Source organism: Sphingomonas sp. PP-F2F-G114-C0414, assembly GCF_003688595.1.
GTDB lineage: Bacteria > Pseudomonadota > Alphaproteobacteria > Sphingomonadales > Sphingomonadaceae > Sphingomonas.
Genome location: NZ_RCWT01000011.1, coordinates 596,462 through 613,916 on the forward strand (window position 1 = coordinate 596,462; position 17,455 = coordinate 613,916).

The window sequence follows — 17,455 nt, forward strand, 5'->3', positions numbered from 1 at the left end:
GCTAGCGTCCCAACCGCCCCCCGCTCAGTACCCGCGCCGCCGCGGGCCAGATCGTCAGCAGCATCCGCCCCAGGACGATCGTTGCGCCGAGCACCAGCAACGGCTGGACCAGCAGATAGGCCGGATACAGCCCCGCCCCCAGCGCGCCGGTCGCAAGCCCGATCACCGGCCCGAACAGCCACAGCAGCACCAGGTGATCGCAGAATGCGAGAAACCCGTAGCGCTCGATTCCGCGCAACCGGTCCGCAACGTCGCTCCCCGCCAAGCCCCAGGCCAGCCGCCAGAACAGCACCGCGGAGGCCAGTCGAAACACAATATCGAATGCCGCCATCAGATGCGGATGTGCGTCGAAGAACGCGTTCCCGAGCAGCGCGGTCCACAGCCGCGGCGCGATCAGTACGACGAATGGCAGCGCGCATAGGGCGACAGGCCACCCCGCCACCCGCTCCGCCACGCCAAATCGCCGCGCGGCGATCCCAGCGGTAAAGAAGAGCAGTATCTGCGGTCGCAGCAACAACGGAACGTGAACCCCGGCCACGCTCCACACCACCACGATCAGCGCGACCACCGCCAGCCACGCGCTCGACGCGCGCACCAGAACCGGCGCGATTATCATGCAGACGAACAGGTCGCGCAGGAACGGCATCTGCACGTTGATATCGTCGGCATGCACCATCGGAACGAGTTCGTTCAACGTCCATCCGATACTCGACGGCGTCGGCGCCTTCAGATCGCCGAACGTCGCCGCCGCCCCGACCAACACCAGCGCGATTGCATTCCACAAGACCATCGGCAGCAGGATCGTGCGCGCCTTGCCACGCAGGAACGCGCCGTACGGTTGCCTCGTCGCGGTCGAGACGACCAGCCAGCCCGAAATCATCCCGAGCAACGGCACCGCGCTACGTCCGAACACTTCGCCGAGCAGCGTTCGCAGCACCGCCTGCCAGCTGAACGCCACCGCAGCCAGCTCTTCCGCGGTCCGCCCGGTCCAGGCGTGGACGTAGACGATCCCCAGGATCCCGATCAGCCGCGCGATCGCGATCGCAGTGGACAGGCGCGTGTCGTTGGTCCGGGCACTGCTTCCGGCGCGTATATCGATAGCTCTAGTGCTCAAGTCCGCCACTTCGCTCTGGTTCGGCGCGGCGTACCCGGCTTGTCGCGCGCGAACACCTACTTCAGGATGAAATGGCCGTTACGGGGGACCAAGAGATGATCGCCGCCTTCCTGCTCATCGCCGCGCAGGCGAGCCCGGCCGCGGTGCCGGACCCGCAGATCGCGCGGCGCGTCGCGCGCGTGCTGGAGCGCAGCCCGGTGATCGACGGGCATAACGATCTCGCGTGGGAGATCCGCGAGCTGCACGACGCGAAGGTCGAGGCGGTCGATCTTTCAGTGGACACCGCGCGGTTGCCGAACCCGTTGCAAACCGACATTCCCCGCCTGCGCGAAGGTCATGTCGGCGGCCAGTTCTGGTCGGTCTACATCCCCGCCGATGCGCCGCGCGCGGTCGAGATGACGCTGGAGGAGATCGACATCGTCCACCGCTTCGTCGCGGCCAACCCGGCGACGTTCGAACTCGCCACCACCGCCGCGGACATCCGTCGGATCGAGAAGGCGGGGCGAATCGCTTCGCTGATCGGCGTCGAGGGCGGGCACCAGATTGATGGGCGGCTGTCGGTGCTGCGCCAATATCGCGCGCTCGGTGTGGCGTACATGACGCTGACGCACGGCAAGAGCCTGAACTGGGCGGACAGCTCGACCGACGCACCACGTGCCAACGGGCTCAGCGATTTCGGACGGCAGGTGGTCGCGGAGATGAACCGGATCGGGATGATCGTCGACGTCTCCCACGTCTCGGACGCGACGATGGCGGCTGCCTTGGCGGCGACCAAGGCGCCGGTGATAGCGTCGCACTCCAGCGCGCGGGCGATCGCGGATGCGCCGCGGAATATCCCCGACGACCTGCTGCGCGCGATCGGCGCGAACGGCGGCGTGGTGATGGTGAACTTCTACCCGTCGTTCCTGTCAGGCGAGTGGCGCGCCTGGGATCTCGCACGCTCGGCCTATGCGAAGTCGGCCGGCGTGCCCGCGAACGTCTACGGCGCGAAATCGCCTGCGCCTCTGGTGGCGTGGGACGCCGCGCATCCGGAGCCGCAGGTCACCGCCGCGACGGTCGCGGATCATGTTGAGCATATCGCGAAGATTGCCGGTCACGATCATGTCGGGATCGGCGGCGATTTCGACGGGATCCAGGGGACCGGACCAATCGGCCTGAAGGGAGTCGACGGCTATCCGCTGCTGTTCGCCGAACTGGCGCGGCGGGGGTGGAGCGATGGCGACATGGCCAAGTTGTCCGGCGGCAACGTCCTCCGCGTCATGGAGCGGGTCGAGGTCGTCGCGAAGAGCATGGCGGGTATGCGGCCGGTCGATGCGACGGACGTGGCGTCGCGGTAGAGCAGGTTCCCGACACATACCCAATCGTCATCCCCCCGCTGGCGGGGATCTATATCCTCAGCGCTTTGCGATTCCTTCCTGAAGCCAGCCAATATGGGTTCCCGCCTTCGCGGGAATGACGGTTACCTGGCTGTACTGCGAGCGAACACGAGGACAGTTTACCGCGCTTCAGGGATCCGGCATCCGTTGCGGCGCCGGCGGCTCGACCATCAGCGGCGGCACCGTCCGCAGCACCAGCCCGATCACCAGCGCGGCCACGCCGAGCAGCAGGCAGAACGCCGTCACTCCCGGCCAACCGGCGTGAGTCCAGGCGAACCCGCCGGCGGACCCCAGCACGCTCGACCCCATGTAATAGAAGAACAGGTAGAACGCCGCCGCCTGCCCGCGCGAGCCGCCGCCGCCTGCAACCTGTGCGCGGCGGCCAACCCAGGCGCTCGCGATCGAATGTGCGCCGAAAAAGCCGATCGTAACGACCGCGATCCCCGAGATTACCAGCACCAGCGGCGTCATCGCGGTCAGCGTGACGCCGGCGATCAGCAGCACGACGGGTATCCAGAAGACCTTCCGCCGCCCGAGTTGTCCCGCCTGCGTCCCGAACTTTGCCGAACTGACGGACCCGAGAACATACAACAGGAATACTGCGCCGACCGCCGCCTGGCTGAGGCCGTAGGGCGGGCTCATCAACCGGAAGCCTGCATAGTTATAGATCGTGACGAACACGCCCATCAGCAGGAACGCCTCGAGGTACAGCAGCGGCATCGCGCGATCGGTGAACAGCGCTCCGGCACTCCGCAGCAGCGCGCCCGACCGTCCGACGCTTGGCGTGAAATTGCGCGAGAGCGGCGCGAGCCGACGGAATGCCTCCGCCATTGCGAGGCCAGCGACGCCGACCGCGGCAAGCGCCCAACGCCAGCCTTCGAGATCGGCGACGACGCTCACGACCAGTCGCCCCGCCATCCCGCCGAGCGCACTGCCGGCGATATACAGCCCCATCGCCGCGCCGACCGAGCCCGAATCGACCTCCTCCGCGACATAGGCCATCGCGACCGCCGGCACGCCCGCGAGCGCGACGCCGGTCAAGAAGCGCAGCACGAGCAACCCACTCCAACCCGGCACGACCGCCGCCGCCAGCGTCAGCGCACCGGCTGCAAACATTGCCACGATCATCAGTGAGCGCCGGCCCACGCGATCAGAGACGAACCCGGCGAACAATATGCCGATCGCCAAGGGCCCGGTCGCGAGCGACACCGCGAGCGACGCGCCCTCCGCGGTCAGTCCGAACTGTGCAGCGAACAGCGGCAGCAAGGGCTGTACCGAATACAGCAGCGAGAAGGTCGAGAACCCTGCAAACAGCATCGCCAGCGTCAGCCGACGATAGGCGGGCGTGCCCAAGGCAATTGGCACGTCAGAACCCATTGAGGAAGCTCGTGACATTGTGGCCTAGCGCATCGACCGCGTATCCCCCTTCCATGACGATGACGGTAGGCCAGTTGCGTGCCGCAATATCGCGCGCGAGGACCGCGTAATCTGGCGTGGTCAACTTGAAGTGCGAGATCGGATCGCCCTCCCACGTGTCCGCGCCGAAGCTGACGACGAGCAGGCCGGGATCGAACGTGGCGATTGCGTCGAGCGCGGTCGTCTGCGCGGCCCGGAAGGCATCGATCTGCGTGCCGTGGGGAAGCGGGAGGTTTAGCGTAGTGCCGACTCCTTCGCCCTCTCCAGTCTCGTCGGCATGGCCCCAGTAGAAGGGGTAGTCGGTCTTGGGATCCGCGTGGACCGAGGCGTAGAACACGTCGCCGCGAGCGTAGAAGATGTCCTGCGTGCCGTTGCCGTGGTGATAGTCGATGTCGAGGATCGCGACGCGCGCGACACCGGCATCGCGCGCGGCTTGCGCGGCGATCCCGGCGGTGTTGAGGTGGCAGTATCCGCCGCAATAGTCTGCGCCGGCATGGTGGCCGGGCGGCCGGCACAGCGCGAACGCGGCGCGGTCACCGTCGAGGACCGCGTGAGTCGCGGCGAGCGCGGACTGGGCGCTGCCGTAGGAGGCGGCCCAGGTCTCGGGCGTAATCGGCGTGGTCGCGTCGAAGCTGTGCGCGCCGATCAGCGCGTCGATCCGGGTGAGGTCGAGCGGACGGCGGCCGCGGATCGGGAAGGTGTAGGGGATCGCATCGCCTTCCCGCCCCGCCTCGCGCCACAGTCGCGCGGCGTCTTTCAGGAAGGTGAGATAGGTGGGCGAGTGCACCGCGAGGATCGGTCCTTCACCACGATCCTGCGGCGTCTCGACCGGACCGATCGCGTGCAGGATCGCGTCGACGCGCGCGGGAGTCTCGGCATAGGCGGTGAACGCGCCGTTGTGGAGTTCGCGCGCGGGCGCATGGGTTCGCTGGGCGTCGTCGAAGAACAGCCGCATTGTTGCTCCTTGGTGCGCGGTCACGAGGGAAGAACCAACCGATCGCTTCCGGGGTCCTACGGGATCGCGCGCGCCCGGCAAATTCGAGGCCTCAGAACAGCGCCAGTTGCCGATCGTCGTCGCCGCTCAGCAGCCATCGCCCGAGTACGTCGTGTCGCGTTCGGCCGACATGGCTGTGGACCAGTACGAACGCATCCGCCGTCCAGCCGATCGGCGCGATGTCTTGCGTGAACGGCGCGCCGTCGCGGTAGCCGAGCGTCATGTGAGCACTCGAGCGAAAGCCAGCGCGGGCGCGTAGCCCCGCCGCCTCACGCGCTACGGCGATCCGCTGGTACAAGGCGGCGAAGGATGCGTTCTTGTGGCGCGGCCGTAGCGCGATGGAGCGTTCGCTGCCGACCGCTGTGTCGAACTGGAGCGCGAACGGCGCTGCCTCGACCGCATCGCCGATCGTCTTCAGGTCTCGCTCCAGCGCGGTCGACACGCGGTCTTGGTCGTCGAGGATGTCGATCGTGACGTGGAGATGCTCGGGGCGCAGCTTGTCGCCGTCGGTCTCGAACCACGACGCTGCGGCGGTGATCTGGCGCGCTAACGGGAGTGGCGGGCGGAGCGCGAAGAACAGGCGATGAAGGGCAAGCGGTCGATGAAACATGCCGGTTTCCGAATCGGGGGAGGCGGACTTGTTGCTAATATGTTCTACCAAATTCGTCTAGGTAGCGCGCGAAATCTATGAGCTTCATGCACCACCCCGGCGAAGGCCGGGGCCCAATTGGAAAGGTCACAGTAACGAAGCGTGGAGGGGAGTTAGCAACGTTCCCCAGTTGGGCCCCGGCCTCCGCCGGGGTGGTGCATCGTTGCTAGTTCGCCCTTCTACCGCGCCAACGCTTCCGCAATCAGTTTCCGCGAGTTCGCCACGCCGTACAGCGCGATGAAGCTGCCCATCCGGGGGCCCTGCTCCGAGCCGAGCAACGTCTCGTACAACGCCTTGAACCAGTCGCGCAGGTTCTCGAACCCGCCGGTCTTGCCGATCTCGTAGACGATGTTCTGGATATCCTCCGCGCTCGCCTCCGTCGGCAACGCGGCGAGTTCTGCGTCCAGCCGCTCCAGCGCCGCGACCTCGACACCCTCGGGCGCGCGGCGCTTCAGCGTCGGCGCGACGAAATCGCGGCTGTAGGCGAGCGCATAGCCGATCAGCCGGTCGAGTTCGGGATACTTGGCCGCCGACGCATCGGGCACATAATTGGCCAGATACCCCCAGACCTGCTCCTTGCTTGCATCGCCCATCACGCCGACGAGGTTGAGCAGCAGCCCGAACGTCACCGGCAGCTCGCCCGTCGGCAGCTTGCCGTCGTGGATGTGATGCACCGGATTGCCGAGCTTCTGCTTCAGGTCCTGGCCCGCGTAATTGCCGCGGAACTGCCAATACTCGTCCACTGCGCGAGGAATGACGCCCATGTGCAGCGACTTCGCCTTCTTCGGCTCGCGATATGCGTAGAAGGCCAGCGATTCCTCGGGGCCATAGGTGAGCCACTGCTCCAGGCTCAGCCCATTGCCCTTGGACTTCGAGATCTTCTCGCCATTCTCGTCGAGGAACATCTCGTAGTTGAAGCCCTCGGGCGGGCGGCCGCCGAGCACGCGCGCGATCTTCGACGACTGCGTCACCGAATCGATCAGGTCCTTGCCCGCCATCTCGTAATCGACGCCGAGCGCGACCCAGCGCATCGCCCAGTCGACCTTCCACTGGAGCTTGGCCTTGCCACCGAGCACGCTCTGCTCGATCCGCTGGCCGTCATCCTCGAACGCAATGAGCCCGGCTTCGGCGTCAATAACTTCGATCGGCACCTGCAGCACGATGCCGCTGGTCGGCGAGATCGGCAGCACCGGCGAATATGTAGCACGACGCTCGGCCCGCAGCGTCGGCAGCATCACGTCCTGGATACCCTGGAAGTGGCGAAGCACCCCTTTCAACGCCTCGTCGAAGCGGCCGGACGTGTAATATTCGGTGGACGACGCAAATTCATAGTCGAAGCCGTAACGGTCGAGGAATTCGCGCAGGATCGCGTTGTTGTGCGCGGCAAAGCTCGAATGCGTGCCGAACGGATCGGGGATCTGCGTCAGCGGCTTGCCGAGATGCTCGCGCAGCATGTCGCCGTTGGGGACGTTGTCCGGCACTTTGCGCAGGCCGTCCATGTCGTCCGAGAACGCGATCAGCCGCGTCGGCGTATCGCTCAGCGCGTGGAAGGCGTTGCGCACCATCGTCGTGCGCAACACTTCATTGAACGTGCCGATATGCGGCAGGCCCGACGGTCCATAGCCCGTCTCGAACAGCACCGGGTCGCCCGACTTGCCGTTCGGATACCGCTTGAGGAGTTTGCGCGCCTCCTCGTACGGCCAGGCTTTGGACTCGAGGGCGGCGGTGCGGAGTTCGTCGGTCATGATACAGCGCGACTAGCGCGTGCATTCGTGTCCGTCACCCCCACCGCCGCTCGCGACTCAGCGGCAACGATCCTTCGCAGTGATCGTCCGGTCGACTGCACGGCCACCGAGCGCACCCGCTGCACCGCCGGCCAGCGTGCCGAGCAGCCCGCCGCCGACCGCATTGCCGAGCACCGCACCACCGACGCCGCCTGCGACGAGGCCGGTCGTGCCGCTCGAATGCCGGCAACGCTTGGCGCGGTAACGACGATCATGCCCGCGATATTCGCGCTTCGAACGTGCCTCGGCCTTGCCCGTGGGGATCACGGCTGCGGCGGGGATTGCGAGCGAGAGCGCGCTCAGCGCCATGAGAAACTTCCGCATGATGATCGTCCCTGTTTATGTAGATGATGATGTAGATAAGGTTCGGTATCGATACAGGCGCAACGCACGCGCTTCATGTCGGTTGCGTAACAGGCCGGAGTCGGCGGCCTTGTTTGCATTGGGATGATCGGCGGCGGCGCTTTATTAGTGGCGACACCTTCAAATACGCGAGTTCACGGCACAAAAGGTTGCCCTTTCGTTCTCATTGCAGCAAGGTCGCGCGGTGCTTCGCTGTCCTGCCCTCCACGCCAGCCACGCCGGCATCTGGATCGCGAACGCGGACGGCGCGCGTCCGATCGGGCGTGGCGAGGCAATCCGGATCGCCGCCGATACGCCGGTCATCATGCTCAACGCGCCGCTGGTCGGGCAGCGACTCGGGTATCCCGATCTGTCGGGGCTCGATCTGCTCGAACTCTACGCGTTCCTTCGCCCGGCGCAGTTCGCGGTGCCGACGCCGAAGGGGATCGCGCGGGTTACCGGGCTCGACGTGCCGAGCGAAGATGCGGAGGTCGCGCCGTTCCTGCTGCGTGCGGCCGAGGCGATGCTGGCGCTTACCGATGGCGACTGGCCCGAGCGTGAGGGCGCGTGGACGGCGGCGCAGTCGCTGTTCCGCCTGCGCTGGCCCTGGGCGCCGGTCGTTGCCGAGCGGCTGAAGAAGCCGACGGTCAACGAACGCTGGCTGTTCTCATCGCTCCCCGAATGGGAGGAGCACGCGCCGCGACCCGCGCCGCGTACCGTGACGATCGAGCCGGGGGATGCGGAGGCGCGGCTCGTCGATCTCACCGGCCACGGTGCCGAGGAGCGCCCCGGGCAGCGCGCCTATGCGGGTGCAGCGACTGCCGCGTTTGCGCCGCGGGCGATGCGCGACACACCTAATCTCGTCCTTGCCGAAGCGGGGACCGGGATCGGCAAGACATTGGGTTACCTCGCGCCGGCGTCGCTTTGGGCGGAGAAGGCCGGCGGCGCGGTGTGGATCTCGACCTACACCAAGACGCTGCAACGCCAGTTAGGGCAGGAAACCGCACGGCTTTATCCCGACGCGGCGATCCGGAAAGCCAAGGTCGTCACGCGGAAGGGCCGCGAGAATTACCTTTGCCTGCTGAACCTGGAGGACGCGCTGCAAGGCGGGTTCGCGGGCCGCGCGGCGATTCTGGCGCACCTCGTCGCGCGCTGGGCCGCGTATAGCGCGGATGGCGACATGGTCGGCGGCGACCTGCCCGGCTGGCTGCCGACGCTGTTCCGCCGCAACGGCTCGACCGCGCTGACCGACCGGCGCGGCGAGTGCGTGTATGCCGGCTGCCCGCATTACCGGAAATGCTTCATCGAGCGCGCCGCCCGCGCCTCGTCCGATGCCGACATCGTCATCGCCAACCACGCGCTGGTGATGGTCAACGCCGCACGAGGGCGCGAACTGTCGACCCGGCCGACGCGCTACGTATTCGACGAGGGGCATCATATCTTCGATGCGGCCGATTCGATGTTCGCGACCGCGCTGACTGGCGCGGAGACGATCGAACTGCGCCGCTGGATTCTCGGCCCCGAATCGAGCGGTCGCGGGCGGCGGCGGGGGCTCGCCGCACGCCTGTCCGATCTCGCCAGTTATGACGAACAGGGGGCAAGGGCGATCTCCGACGCGGTGACCGCGGCGGGGGCGCTGGCGTCCGACGGCTGGCTGCAACGCCTCGGCGAAGGCGCGCCGTTCGGGCCGATCGAAACGCTGCTCGCCGCCGTCCGCGGGCTCACCTACGCGAGAGCCGAACAACCCGGCGACGCGGGGTACGGCCTGGAGACCGAACTTGCCGAACCCGACGCGACGCTGATCGAGGCCGCCGCGCCCGCCGCCGCCGCGCTCGACGGACTCGTCCGTCCGCTCGTCACGCTCGGCCGTCGCCTCGAAGCCGTCCTCGCCGAAGCCCCCGACTGGATGGACGCCCCCGCCCGAGCCCGAGTCGAAGGCGCGATCGCCTCGATTGGCTGGCGGGCGGAGACGGTGGCGTCTTGGCTGTCGCTGCTCGCGCGCGTCGGCGGCCCGGTCGACGCCGATTTCGTCGACTGGCTCGCGGTCGACCGTATCGAGGGCCGCGAGTTCGATATTGGGCTGCACCGCCACTGGCTCGATCCGACCCGGCCGTTCGCCGAGATCGTTCTGAAACCGGCACATGGGGCGCTCGTCACGTCGGCGACGCTGACCGGCGGCGGTGACTGGGAAGTGGCGGAAGCTCGCACCGGCGCACCGCATCTCCTGCGCCCCGCTGCGCGGTTCGAGGCGAAGAGCCCGTTCGACTATACGCGCCAAGCCGAAGTTCTGATCGTAACCGACGTGAAGCGCGGTGATATCGGTGCGCTCGCCAACGCCTATGCGCAGCTGATCGTCGCTAGCCGCGGCGGGACGCTCGGGCTGTTCACGGCGATCCGGCGCCTGCGCGGCGTGCATGGCCGCATCGCCGATCGACTCGCACGCGAAGGCCTGCCGCTCCACGCGCAGCACGTCGATCCGATCGACACCGGCACGTTGGTCGACATTTTCCGCGATGATCCGGGGGCATCGCTGCTCGGCACCGATGCGCTGCGCGATGGCGTCGACGTTCCCGGCGAATCGCTGCGGCTAGTGGTGATGGAGGGCGTGCCCTGGGCGAAACCGTCTGTTCTGCACGCTGCTCGCAGGCTAGCCGGCGGTGGTTCGGCATATGACGACCGGCTCGTCCGCGCACGGCTCGCGCAAGCATTCGGCCGGCTGATCCGCCGCGCCGACGACTCCGGCGTGTTCGTGATGCTGTCCGCCGCGATGCCATCACGTCTGCTCAGCGCGTTCCCGCCGGGGGTGCCGATCGCCCGCGTGACGCTCGAAGAAGCGGTGGCCCGAGTCGCAAGCCGGCTTTCCTCCAGCCCGCGCGTAGGGCATGAAAGCCGCGAACCGGCTTGAGGATTGCCATGAAGACGTTGACGCTGTTGCGCCACGCCAAGTCCGGCTGGGACGATCCGGTCGCGCGCGATTTCGACCGTCCGCTCAACGCCAAGGGCAAGCGTGCCGCGGCGATGGTGGGGCGGCACATGCGGTCGCTGGGGCTCGCTTTCGATCATGCGATCGCGTCGCCCGCGGTGCGCGTTTCGGAGACCTTGGAGCAGATCGAATCCGGCTATGGCAGGACGATTGCGCCGGACTTGGATCGACGGGTGTATCTGGCGTCTGCGGCGACGTTGCTCGACGTAGTGCACGGATTTCCGGCCGAGGCGGAGAGTGCGTTGCTGGTCGGGCACAATCCCGGGTTGGAGGATCTTGTCCTGATGCTGGTGGCGGATGGGGCCGATCCGCTGCGCGACGCGGTCGAGGACAAGTATCCGACTGCGAGCATTGCGGAGCTTCAGTTCGAGGGAGAGTGGGCGAGCATCGCAACCGGCACTGCCCGCCTGATCCGCTTCATCCGCCCCCGTGATCTCGATCCGACCCTAGGCCCCGACGCGGAATAAAGAGTTGTTTCCCCGCGAAGGCGGGGACCCAGTCTGGGCTCCCGCCTCGCGGGAGAACAAGGGGGCGGGAGATTCTCCCACGCGGACCGATTCCGCCACGCGCCCCACCCCGGCGAAGGCCGGGGCCCAGTTGGGGGACGTCGCTAACGAAGGACATCGCTTCGCTACGACGACCTTTCCAACTGGGCCCCGGCCTTCGCCGGGGTGGGTATTAGGATAGGCTAGCCTTCACATCCGTCGCCGCCGCTCAGCTCTTCCCCGCCATCCGCGCCTTCAAATCCGAAAACGCATTCGCAGGCCGGAACTCGTCCTCGCTGATCACCCCCGCCGCCGTCAGCGCCGCCGCCGCATTCGGCCCCCTTGGGAACGGGTCGATCGCCAGCGCTAGCGTGTCCGCCGCCGCTTCGCCAAGATCGATCGTGCCGCCCTCGATCGCGACCGTGTTGAGTGCATCGTCGGACAGTTCGACCTCGTCGCCCTCCGAAACCAACTGATCGACGAACAACAGCGCAACCGGCTCGTCGATCTTCGTATCGAGCGGCTCGTCGGTCACCGAACATGCCTGCACCGCAGCCCCGGTAACGCGCCCCTTAACGACGATACCGCTCTCAGTACGCTTGATCCCCAATCGCGCGTCGAGTCGCGTGATCGAGAGCAGCGCGAACCGCTTGGCCAGTGCCGCGCGCTCGTCCTCGGTCGCGGCGATTTCGACGATCCGCTCGCGCTCGCCGATCGTGTCGAGGCGTTCGGGGCGGCTGAACTCGGGCTTCACGGCAATTCTCCAGATAACAGGTTCGGTAACGGCGTCGCCGCCAACCCGGCATGAAACGCCATCACCGACTCGCGAACATGCGCCAGTGCGGCATCTTCGGGCGCCACCCCGCGGTACAGGTTGCGCACCAAAGCCGGCGCGATATCGCCCGCTGCCAGCCCGTCGCGGTAGGCGCCAAGCCGCCCGCCAAGCATGCTCATCATCTTGCCGATATGCTTGCCGACGATGATGTCGCCGATCCCGATCTCGCGCAGCTGCCCATCCATGTCGTCGACGAATCGCTCGGCCAGACGTGCCGCAGGTTCACCACCAGCCGGCTCCGTCTCGAGCCGCAGCATGACGATCGCCAGCAACGTCGCGATCATGTCGAAGCGGCCGTCGACCGTGTCCGGCACCGCGCCCTCGACATACCAATGTTCCGCGCGCGCCCGACCGACCACCGCATTATACAGCGGCAGCGCCTCGTCCGGCTTCTCGCCGAGCAGTCTTCCGAACCAGCCCAATCCGTCGTCCTTCAGGTCGCAACCGCGCTTCGGCTTGTTTGCCCGCGCAACCTCGCATATCGAGGCGATCGGCGGCCGATGCAAATGCGTTCGCTCGTGTTCCGCGTGACCCAGTCTCGGCTTAGTATGGCCCCGGGAGAGTATATGAGCGTCGTTTCCACCCGTATCGTCCAAGTCGCGGCCATCGGCCTCGTCGCGCTGGCGAGTGCGGGCTGCACCCAGTTGCGCTCGCACCAGGGCTATGTCGTCGACACCGACCTCGTCAACTCGGTCCAGCCGGGCGTCGACAACCGCCAGTCGGTGCTCGCGACGCTGGGCAAGCCGACGATCGCCGGCCAGTTCGACCAGGGCGACTGGTATTACCTCGCGCGCGACAGCCGCAACCTCGCCTTCCGCAATCCGCGCCCGAACGCGCAGATCACGTTGCAGATCAGCTTCGACCAGAAGGGCACCGTCACCGCGATCCGTCGCGGCGGGCTCGACCAAGTCGCCTCGATCAAGCCGTATGGCAAGAAGACGCCGACGCTGGGTCGCGAACGCGGGTTCTTCCAGGATCTGTTCGGCAACATCGGCACGGTCGGCGCAGCGGGGGCCGGCGGCGGTGGTGCGGGCAATGGCAGCAATACCGGTGGCGGCGGCCGCGACCGGCCGTAATTTCGGTGTGATTCGCGCGTCTTAAGGCCGGTTTGGCCGCGCCGCGTGCTACGCATCGGCGCGGCCGGCCCGATAACGGTTCGGCGCCGATCCCGAAAGGGGGGAAAGGGATCGGCTGGTTAACGCGCAAGGTGCGCGAAGGTTCTCCCATTCCCGCGCACGGCAAACATTCGATTCGGATCAGGTTGAGACCGAAACGGATACAACCTCCTATACCCTCCGCTGCGGGGGTGCGATGTGCGCGAGTCGTTGTGGATCGTCGACGCATTCGCGCACGAGACCTTGCTGTTTGCCGGAGTCGGATTGCTGCTCGGTGGCATCGACGACCTGCTGATCGACCTTGTCTATATCGTCAGGCGCATCCTCTATGGGCGCCGGCCGCGCCTGACGCTCGCCACGCTGGCGCCGCCGCACACCGTCGGTCGGATCGCGGTGTTCGTCGCCGCATGGGACGAAGTGGCGGTGATCGGCGGCATGTTGTCGGCGGCGGTCGAGCGCTACGAGCATGACGACTACCGCATCTATGTCGGTCTCTATCCCAATGATCGAGCGACGATCGACGCCGCCGCGGCAGTAGCAGAGCGCGACCCGCGGATACGCCTGGTCATAGGTCCGCGCGACGGCCCGACCACCAAGGCGGACTGCCTCAACACGCTTTGGAAGGCGCTGCGCCGCGACGATGCGCGCGACGACGCCAGAACCAAGGCGATCGTCCTCCACGACGCCGAGGACGTCGTCCATGCGCAGGAATTGCGCGTCTTCGACAGCCTGATCGACCGATACGAGGTGGTGCAACTGCCGGTGCTGCCGCTGGTCAACCACGGGTCGCGGCTCGTGTCAGGCCATTATGCCGACGAGTTCGCGGAATCGAACGCGACCCCCCACTCGCTAGGCGCGATGCCACCTCAACTTCTCGGCGACTTCAATTCCCGTCCGGAGGAAATCGGACGCGCGCCGAATCATCTCACCTCACCCTTTGTATGCCTTGCTCCATACCTTAGGTGGCTTTCCCGGCTTGCCTTTCGGACGATCGTCGGGATGAAGCCAATCGGCGGGAGGATCGTATTCCGGCGGTCGGTTAATCGGTCCGGTTTTCCCCATGACTGGCTGGTTCATCACGCACTGCTCAATCATCGGGAAGGTGAGGGTGAAAGATTTCCAGACATAAGGCTTAACTTTGTCTGACACGGGGCGAGAGGGAGGGGAGACCGCCAAAAGCTTTTTGTTCGGCAATCGGTCTGCGAACATCTTCGCAGTCGCCGCTTGATCGGAATCGGCGCTCAGCAAAATAGCGATGTCATACGCGTCGTCGATGCCGTCAACGATAAGTGACAGCGCTACGTTGATGTCGGTCTGCTTTTCATTCCACTTTTCACCATCATGCATATGGTGTCCCAGAATTACGGTCACGCCATTGGCGCGCTGGGCTGCATTAAAGGTAACGTGGCGCTCATGTTTCTCGGGGTAATGCTTTGGCAGAGCAGTGCAAAACACGGCCTTTACCAACGTCGCCTGATGTGGCGCACAAATGAGCTCTCCTAGCTTCCACAGGTTTGCCCATTTGAGCTGATGCATACCAGACTCATGGATCGGGTAATATAGATTGAACCCGTCAATATATATTGCCGCGCGCACGGGGGGCGGCAGGACTGGAGCGGCTTCCGGGGGTTGACTATCTGATTCTGACACTCTAGGTGGCTCCACACAACGTCACGCTGTTCTCAGCCTGACAGCCCCGGCGCCCTAGGCGACCGGGGTTTTTGTTTTGAAGCGCTTCCGCCCCAGTCTGCACGATTGGAAAGCTATGTCGCTTCGGCTTCCCCGCCGTTTGGACGATCCTCGATAACGTCCTTTGGATACTCGTCGGATGCATTGTGCCAAGCAGGAGGGACTTGCTCGCCCTTCAGCCACCAAAAGTGCATGTTATTCCGACGAAGAACGTAAAACCGATCGTCTTTCGATAATGCGGAACGAAAATTTGCTAGCGGGTCAGTGCCCCTTATCTCCGCCCCTCGCTCGATAGCTGCCTCGAGCAACAAGCCGATCGGGGTAGGCTCGCGTCGCTGCATGAGCGCGACTTCGGCAGCCTCGGCTTGACTCAGCTTCTTCGTTTCAGACAGCCTGCGAGCGACCGCTTCCATGGCCCGCTGCGTGGTAGCCTTCCAGGTTGCGGCTACGTCAACCTCCCCCAAAGCGGTCGTGCCGCCCATATCTACAACCAGATCATCGAATTTTTTGAACGCCACAAATGCCGAGGTCGCCTGAACAGCCTCCCAAGCTTCCGCCCGCAGTTGCCTCGCCCGATCAATCCACTCGGCTTCCATCTCAGACTCCTTGTGGTTCATGTACGGGTGTTGTGAGCACAACGCAAACACAAATATGAAATGGTTAATACCTGTGGATAACCTTCCTTCGTGATAGGGGCAAACTTGCAACAGTGGCCTTGCAGATTCCTCGCCTGACCAATCGGGCACACCGCCGCAGCGGTGAATGACGAGCAATCCGCTGCAATTTATGGGGAAGGTCGTTGGCCTCGGCGCAGTACGAAACGATAGTTGGGGTAACGCGCACGCCGCTGAGTCGCATGCCAAGCAGATCATCGTCCGCACGGCGCTCGGCGCGGGGATGCCGCTGGCGGGGACGGGCTGCGCCATCGCGCCCGAGGTCCTGGCGATGATCGCCCAGGCGCGCGGCGGCGAACCGTTCGACGCGACCAGCCTGACCGAGGATTACGAGCTTGGCCTGCGCCTCGCCGAACTCGGCGCACGCGGCATTTTCGCGCGGGTGGCGACCGACGAGGCTGGCGGGGTGGTCGCGGTCCGTGCATATTTCCCGGGGACGATCACCACCTCGGTACGGCAGAAGACCCGCTGGATGACGGGTATCGCGCTGGCCGGATGGGACCGTACCGGATGGGCATCCCCCCGCGCGTTCGCCGATCACTGGATGCGGATGCGCGACCGCCGGGCGCCGCTCGCCGTCGTCGTCCTCGCGGTCGCCTATGTCGCAATTCCGGCGTGGGCCACGGCGCTGTTGCTGCACTGGCAGATCGGTGCGGCCACGCCCTATCCCGCGCCGCACCCGATCGCCTTCGTCCTGCTCGTCGCCAACGCCGCGCTGCTGATCTGGCGGCTCGCGATGCGGATGATCTTCACCGCACGAAGCTATGGCCTGCGCGAGGCCCTGTGGTCGCTGCCGCGCTTTCTGGTCGGCAATCTCGTCTCGCTGATCGCGGCACCGCGCGCGGTCATCGTCTATATCGGCATGCTGCGCGGTGCGGCGCCGGTCTGGGACAAGACGCGCCACGAGTTCCCCACCGGGCCGGCCGACACCGATACGCTCCCGTCAAGCCGGCCGCAGTCCATCGCCGCCGCGGGATGACGGGCGGCCGTCCGCTGCGGTTCCTGGCAATGGCGCTGGGCGGGTGGACGATGATCAGGATCGCGTTCGTGTTGTCCGATGGCCGGGCGCTGCCCGTTGGTGGCGCCCTTCCCGCGGTGATCAGGATTCTGGTTCCCGATGCCGTCGCCACGGTGTTGGCGCGGACGGAAGGACGGCGCGAGGCCGGCAGCCGCATCGCCGCGCCGAGTAACGCACCGATCTTCACGACGAGCTTGCCCGTCCTCGCCCGTGCGCGGACATCCGGCATTCCCGAACGGACCGATCTCCGCTTTCTGGCGCCCCCGCCCCCGCCCCCGCCTCCCCCTAAGTGGAAACGGCAAATCGTCCCGCTACCGTCCCCGTTCGCACCACCAGCGCGCGTGCGCGACGCAAAACGATTGAACGGCAGCGCGTGGCTGCTCGTCCGCGGCGGCCCCGCAGGCACAGTGTCGGGCGGTCAGCTCGGCGCCTCGCAGGGCGGTGTGCGGTTGACCTACGCGCTGGGAAGCCGTCGCCGGTTCGCACTGGCCGCGCGTCTTGCGGCGCCGTTGCGGGGCAAAGGCCGCGAAGCCGCGCTCGGCGTCGAATGGCAACCCACCACGCTGCCGATCCGCCTGATTGCCGAGCAGCGGTTCGTGCTGGACGGCGGTCGTGGCGGCCCGACGCTGGGGATCATCGCCGGCTACGGTCCCGCCGACATCGCACCCGGCGTCCGCATCGAGGCTTACGGTCAGGCCGGCGTCATAGCCCGCGATGGCGTCGAAAAGTTCGTAGACGCGTCGGCGCGGATCACGCATCCGCTCGGCCATGTCGCGGGCGCCCGGATCGATATCGGGGTCGGGATCTGGGGCAGCGCGCAACGTGGCACCGAACGCCTCGACATCGGCCCGTCGCTGGTCGTCGGCGTGCCGATCGCGGGCAAATCGCTGCGTCTCACGCTCGACTGGCGCGAACGCGTGGCCGGCGCCGCACGCCCCGGTTCCGGCCCTGCCCTGTCGATCGGCAGCGACTTTTAAGACA

Annotated in this window: 16 protein-coding genes and 1 pseudogene; 7 read left to right on the plus strand and 10 right to left on the minus strand. The window is 66.3% G+C overall.

Features of this window, described 5'->3' with window-relative positions; all coding sequences use genetic code 11:
* Position 1: 1 nt before the first annotated feature.
* Positions 2–1,114 (minus strand): acyltransferase, encoded by a 1,113-nt coding sequence (locus tag C8J47_RS11830; RefSeq protein WP_259467501.1) that lies wholly within the window; start codon positions 1,112–1,114, stop codon positions 2–4.
* Positions 1,115–1,185: 71 nt separating this feature from the next.
* On the opposite strand from C8J47_RS11830, the gene C8J47_RS11835 reads away from it, so the two are divergent.
* Positions 1,186–2,451: a dipeptidase gene (locus tag C8J47_RS11835; RefSeq protein ID WP_259467502.1), complete on the plus strand. Its 1,266-nt coding sequence runs from the start codon at positions 1,186–1,188 to the stop codon at positions 2,449–2,451.
* 168 nt (positions 2,452–2,619) lie between these two features.
* Here the strand turns inward: C8J47_RS11835 and C8J47_RS11840 are convergent, their stop codons facing one another.
* From C8J47_RS11840 to C8J47_RS11860, 5 genes are all read right to left on the minus strand, one after another.
* Positions 2,620–3,855 (minus strand): MFS transporter, encoded by a 1,236-nt coding sequence (locus C8J47_RS11840; protein WP_259467503.1) that lies wholly within the window; start codon positions 3,853–3,855, stop codon positions 2,620–2,622.
* 1 nt (position 3,856) lies between these two features.
* A complete protein-coding gene (locus tag C8J47_RS11845; protein ID WP_121885794.1) occupies positions 3,857–4,861 on the minus strand; it encodes a histone deacetylase family protein in 1,005 nt (334 codons plus the stop codon).
* A 91-nt stretch (positions 4,862–4,952) separates the two neighbouring features.
* Complete coding sequence (locus C8J47_RS11850) at positions 4,953–5,510, minus strand: 2'-5' RNA ligase family protein (RefSeq protein ID WP_121885795.1); 558 nt, start codon at positions 5,508–5,510, stop codon at positions 4,953–4,955.
* Between the two features lie 218 nt (positions 5,511–5,728).
* A complete protein-coding gene (locus C8J47_RS11855; protein WP_121885796.1) occupies positions 5,729–7,294 on the minus strand; it encodes a lysine--tRNA ligase in 1,566 nt (521 codons plus the stop codon).
* Positions 7,295–7,351: 57 nt separating this feature from the next.
* Positions 7,352–7,657, minus strand: coding sequence for a hypothetical protein (locus tag C8J47_RS11860; RefSeq protein WP_056053958.1), 306 nt, complete (start codon positions 7,655–7,657; stop codon positions 7,352–7,354).
* 223 nt (positions 7,658–7,880) lie between these two features.
* On the opposite strand from C8J47_RS11860, the gene C8J47_RS11865 reads away from it, so the two are divergent.
* The gene (locus tag C8J47_RS11865; protein ID WP_121885797.1) at positions 7,881–10,580 is read left to right on the plus strand and encodes an ATP-dependent DNA helicase; all 2,700 of its coding nucleotides are present in this window, start codon (positions 7,881–7,883) and stop codon (positions 10,578–10,580) included.
* Between the two features lie 8 nt (positions 10,581–10,588).
* Positions 10,589–11,125 (plus strand): histidine phosphatase family protein, encoded by a 537-nt coding sequence (locus tag C8J47_RS11870; RefSeq protein WP_121885798.1) that lies wholly within the window; start codon positions 10,589–10,591, stop codon positions 11,123–11,125.
* Between the two features lie 247 nt (positions 11,126–11,372).
* Here C8J47_RS11870 and C8J47_RS11880 read toward each other — a convergent pair whose 3' ends face one another.
* Together C8J47_RS11880 and C8J47_RS11885 are read right to left on the minus strand one after the other, a co-directional pair.
* Positions 11,373–11,897, minus strand: coding sequence for a DUF177 domain-containing protein (locus C8J47_RS11880; protein ID WP_121885800.1), 525 nt, complete (start codon positions 11,895–11,897; stop codon positions 11,373–11,375).
* Complete coding sequence (locus tag C8J47_RS11885) at positions 11,894–12,400, minus strand: ubiquinol-cytochrome C chaperone family protein (protein ID WP_259467504.1); 507 nt, start codon at positions 12,398–12,400, stop codon at positions 11,894–11,896. Before C8J47_RS11885 ends, C8J47_RS11880 begins: the two co-directional genes overlap by 4 nt.
* 144 nt (positions 12,401–12,544) lie before the next feature.
* On the opposite strand from C8J47_RS11885, the gene C8J47_RS11890 reads away from it, so the two are divergent.
* Together C8J47_RS11890 and C8J47_RS11895 are read left to right on the plus strand one after the other, a co-directional pair.
* A complete protein-coding gene (locus tag C8J47_RS11890) occupies positions 12,545–13,054 on the plus strand; it encodes an outer membrane protein assembly factor BamE (RefSeq protein WP_121885801.1) in 510 nt (169 codons plus the stop codon).
* A 249-nt stretch (positions 13,055–13,303) separates the two neighbouring features.
* Positions 13,304–14,239: a glycosyltransferase gene (locus tag C8J47_RS11895; protein WP_121885889.1), complete on the plus strand. Its 936-nt coding sequence runs from the start codon at positions 13,304–13,306 to the stop codon at positions 14,237–14,239.
* 93 nt (positions 14,240–14,332) lie between these two features.
* Here the strand turns inward: C8J47_RS11895 and C8J47_RS19800 are convergent.
* Both C8J47_RS19800 and C8J47_RS11905 read right to left on the minus strand, forming a co-directional pair.
* Positions 14,333–14,758: pseudogene (locus C8J47_RS19800) on the minus strand (hypothetical protein); the annotation flags it as partial.
* A 98-nt stretch (positions 14,759–14,856) separates the two neighbouring features.
* Positions 14,857–15,399 (minus strand): hypothetical protein, encoded by a 543-nt coding sequence (locus C8J47_RS11905; protein ID WP_121885803.1) that lies wholly within the window; start codon positions 15,397–15,399, stop codon positions 14,857–14,859.
* Between the two features lie 169 nt (positions 15,400–15,568).
* Between C8J47_RS11905 and C8J47_RS11910 the strand changes: the two genes are divergently transcribed.
* Positions 15,569–16,435 (plus strand): glycosyltransferase family 2 protein, encoded by an 867-nt coding sequence (locus C8J47_RS11910; RefSeq protein WP_259467505.1) that lies wholly within the window; start codon positions 15,569–15,571, stop codon positions 16,433–16,435.
* Complete coding sequence (locus C8J47_RS11915) at positions 16,432–17,451, plus strand: hypothetical protein (protein WP_121885805.1); 1,020 nt, start codon at positions 16,432–16,434, stop codon at positions 17,449–17,451. Before C8J47_RS11910 ends, C8J47_RS11915 begins: the two co-directional genes overlap by 4 nt.
* Positions 17,452–17,455: the final 4 nt, after the last annotated feature.

Excerpts from the sequence above, each read along its gene's own strand:
- C8J47_RS11835 (WP_259467502.1), top strand. The coding sequence starts at position 1,186 with ATGGCCGTTACGGGGGACCAAGAGATGATCGCCGCCTTCCTGCTCATC.
- C8J47_RS11845 (WP_121885794.1), bottom strand. The coding sequence starts at position 4,861 with ATGCGGCTGTTCTTCGACGACGCCCAGCGAACCCATGCGCCCGCGCGC.
- C8J47_RS11850 (WP_121885795.1), bottom strand. The coding sequence starts at position 5,510 with ATGTTTCATCGACCGCTTGCCCTTCATCGCCTGTTCTTCGCGCTCCGC.
- C8J47_RS11855 (WP_121885796.1), bottom strand. The coding sequence starts at position 7,294 with ATGACCGACGAACTCCGCACCGCCGCCCTCGAGTCCAAAGCCTGGCCG.
- C8J47_RS11860 (WP_056053958.1), bottom strand. The coding sequence starts at position 7,657 with ATGCGGAAGTTTCTCATGGCGCTGAGCGCGCTCTCGCTCGCAATCCCC.
- C8J47_RS11870 (WP_121885798.1), top strand. The coding sequence starts at position 10,589 with ATGAAGACGTTGACGCTGTTGCGCCACGCCAAGTCCGGCTGGGACGAT.
- C8J47_RS11890 (WP_121885801.1), top strand. The coding sequence starts at position 12,545 with ATGAGCGTCGTTTCCACCCGTATCGTCCAAGTCGCGGCCATCGGCCTC.
- C8J47_RS11905 (WP_121885803.1), bottom strand. The coding sequence starts at position 15,399 with ATGAACCACAAGGAGTCTGAGATGGAAGCCGAGTGGATTGATCGGGCG.
- C8J47_RS11910 (WP_259467505.1), top strand. The coding sequence starts at position 15,569 with ATGGGGAAGGTCGTTGGCCTCGGCGCAGTACGAAACGATAGTTGGGGT.
- C8J47_RS11915 (WP_121885805.1), top strand. The coding sequence starts at position 16,432 with ATGACGGGCGGCCGTCCGCTGCGGTTCCTGGCAATGGCGCTGGGCGGG.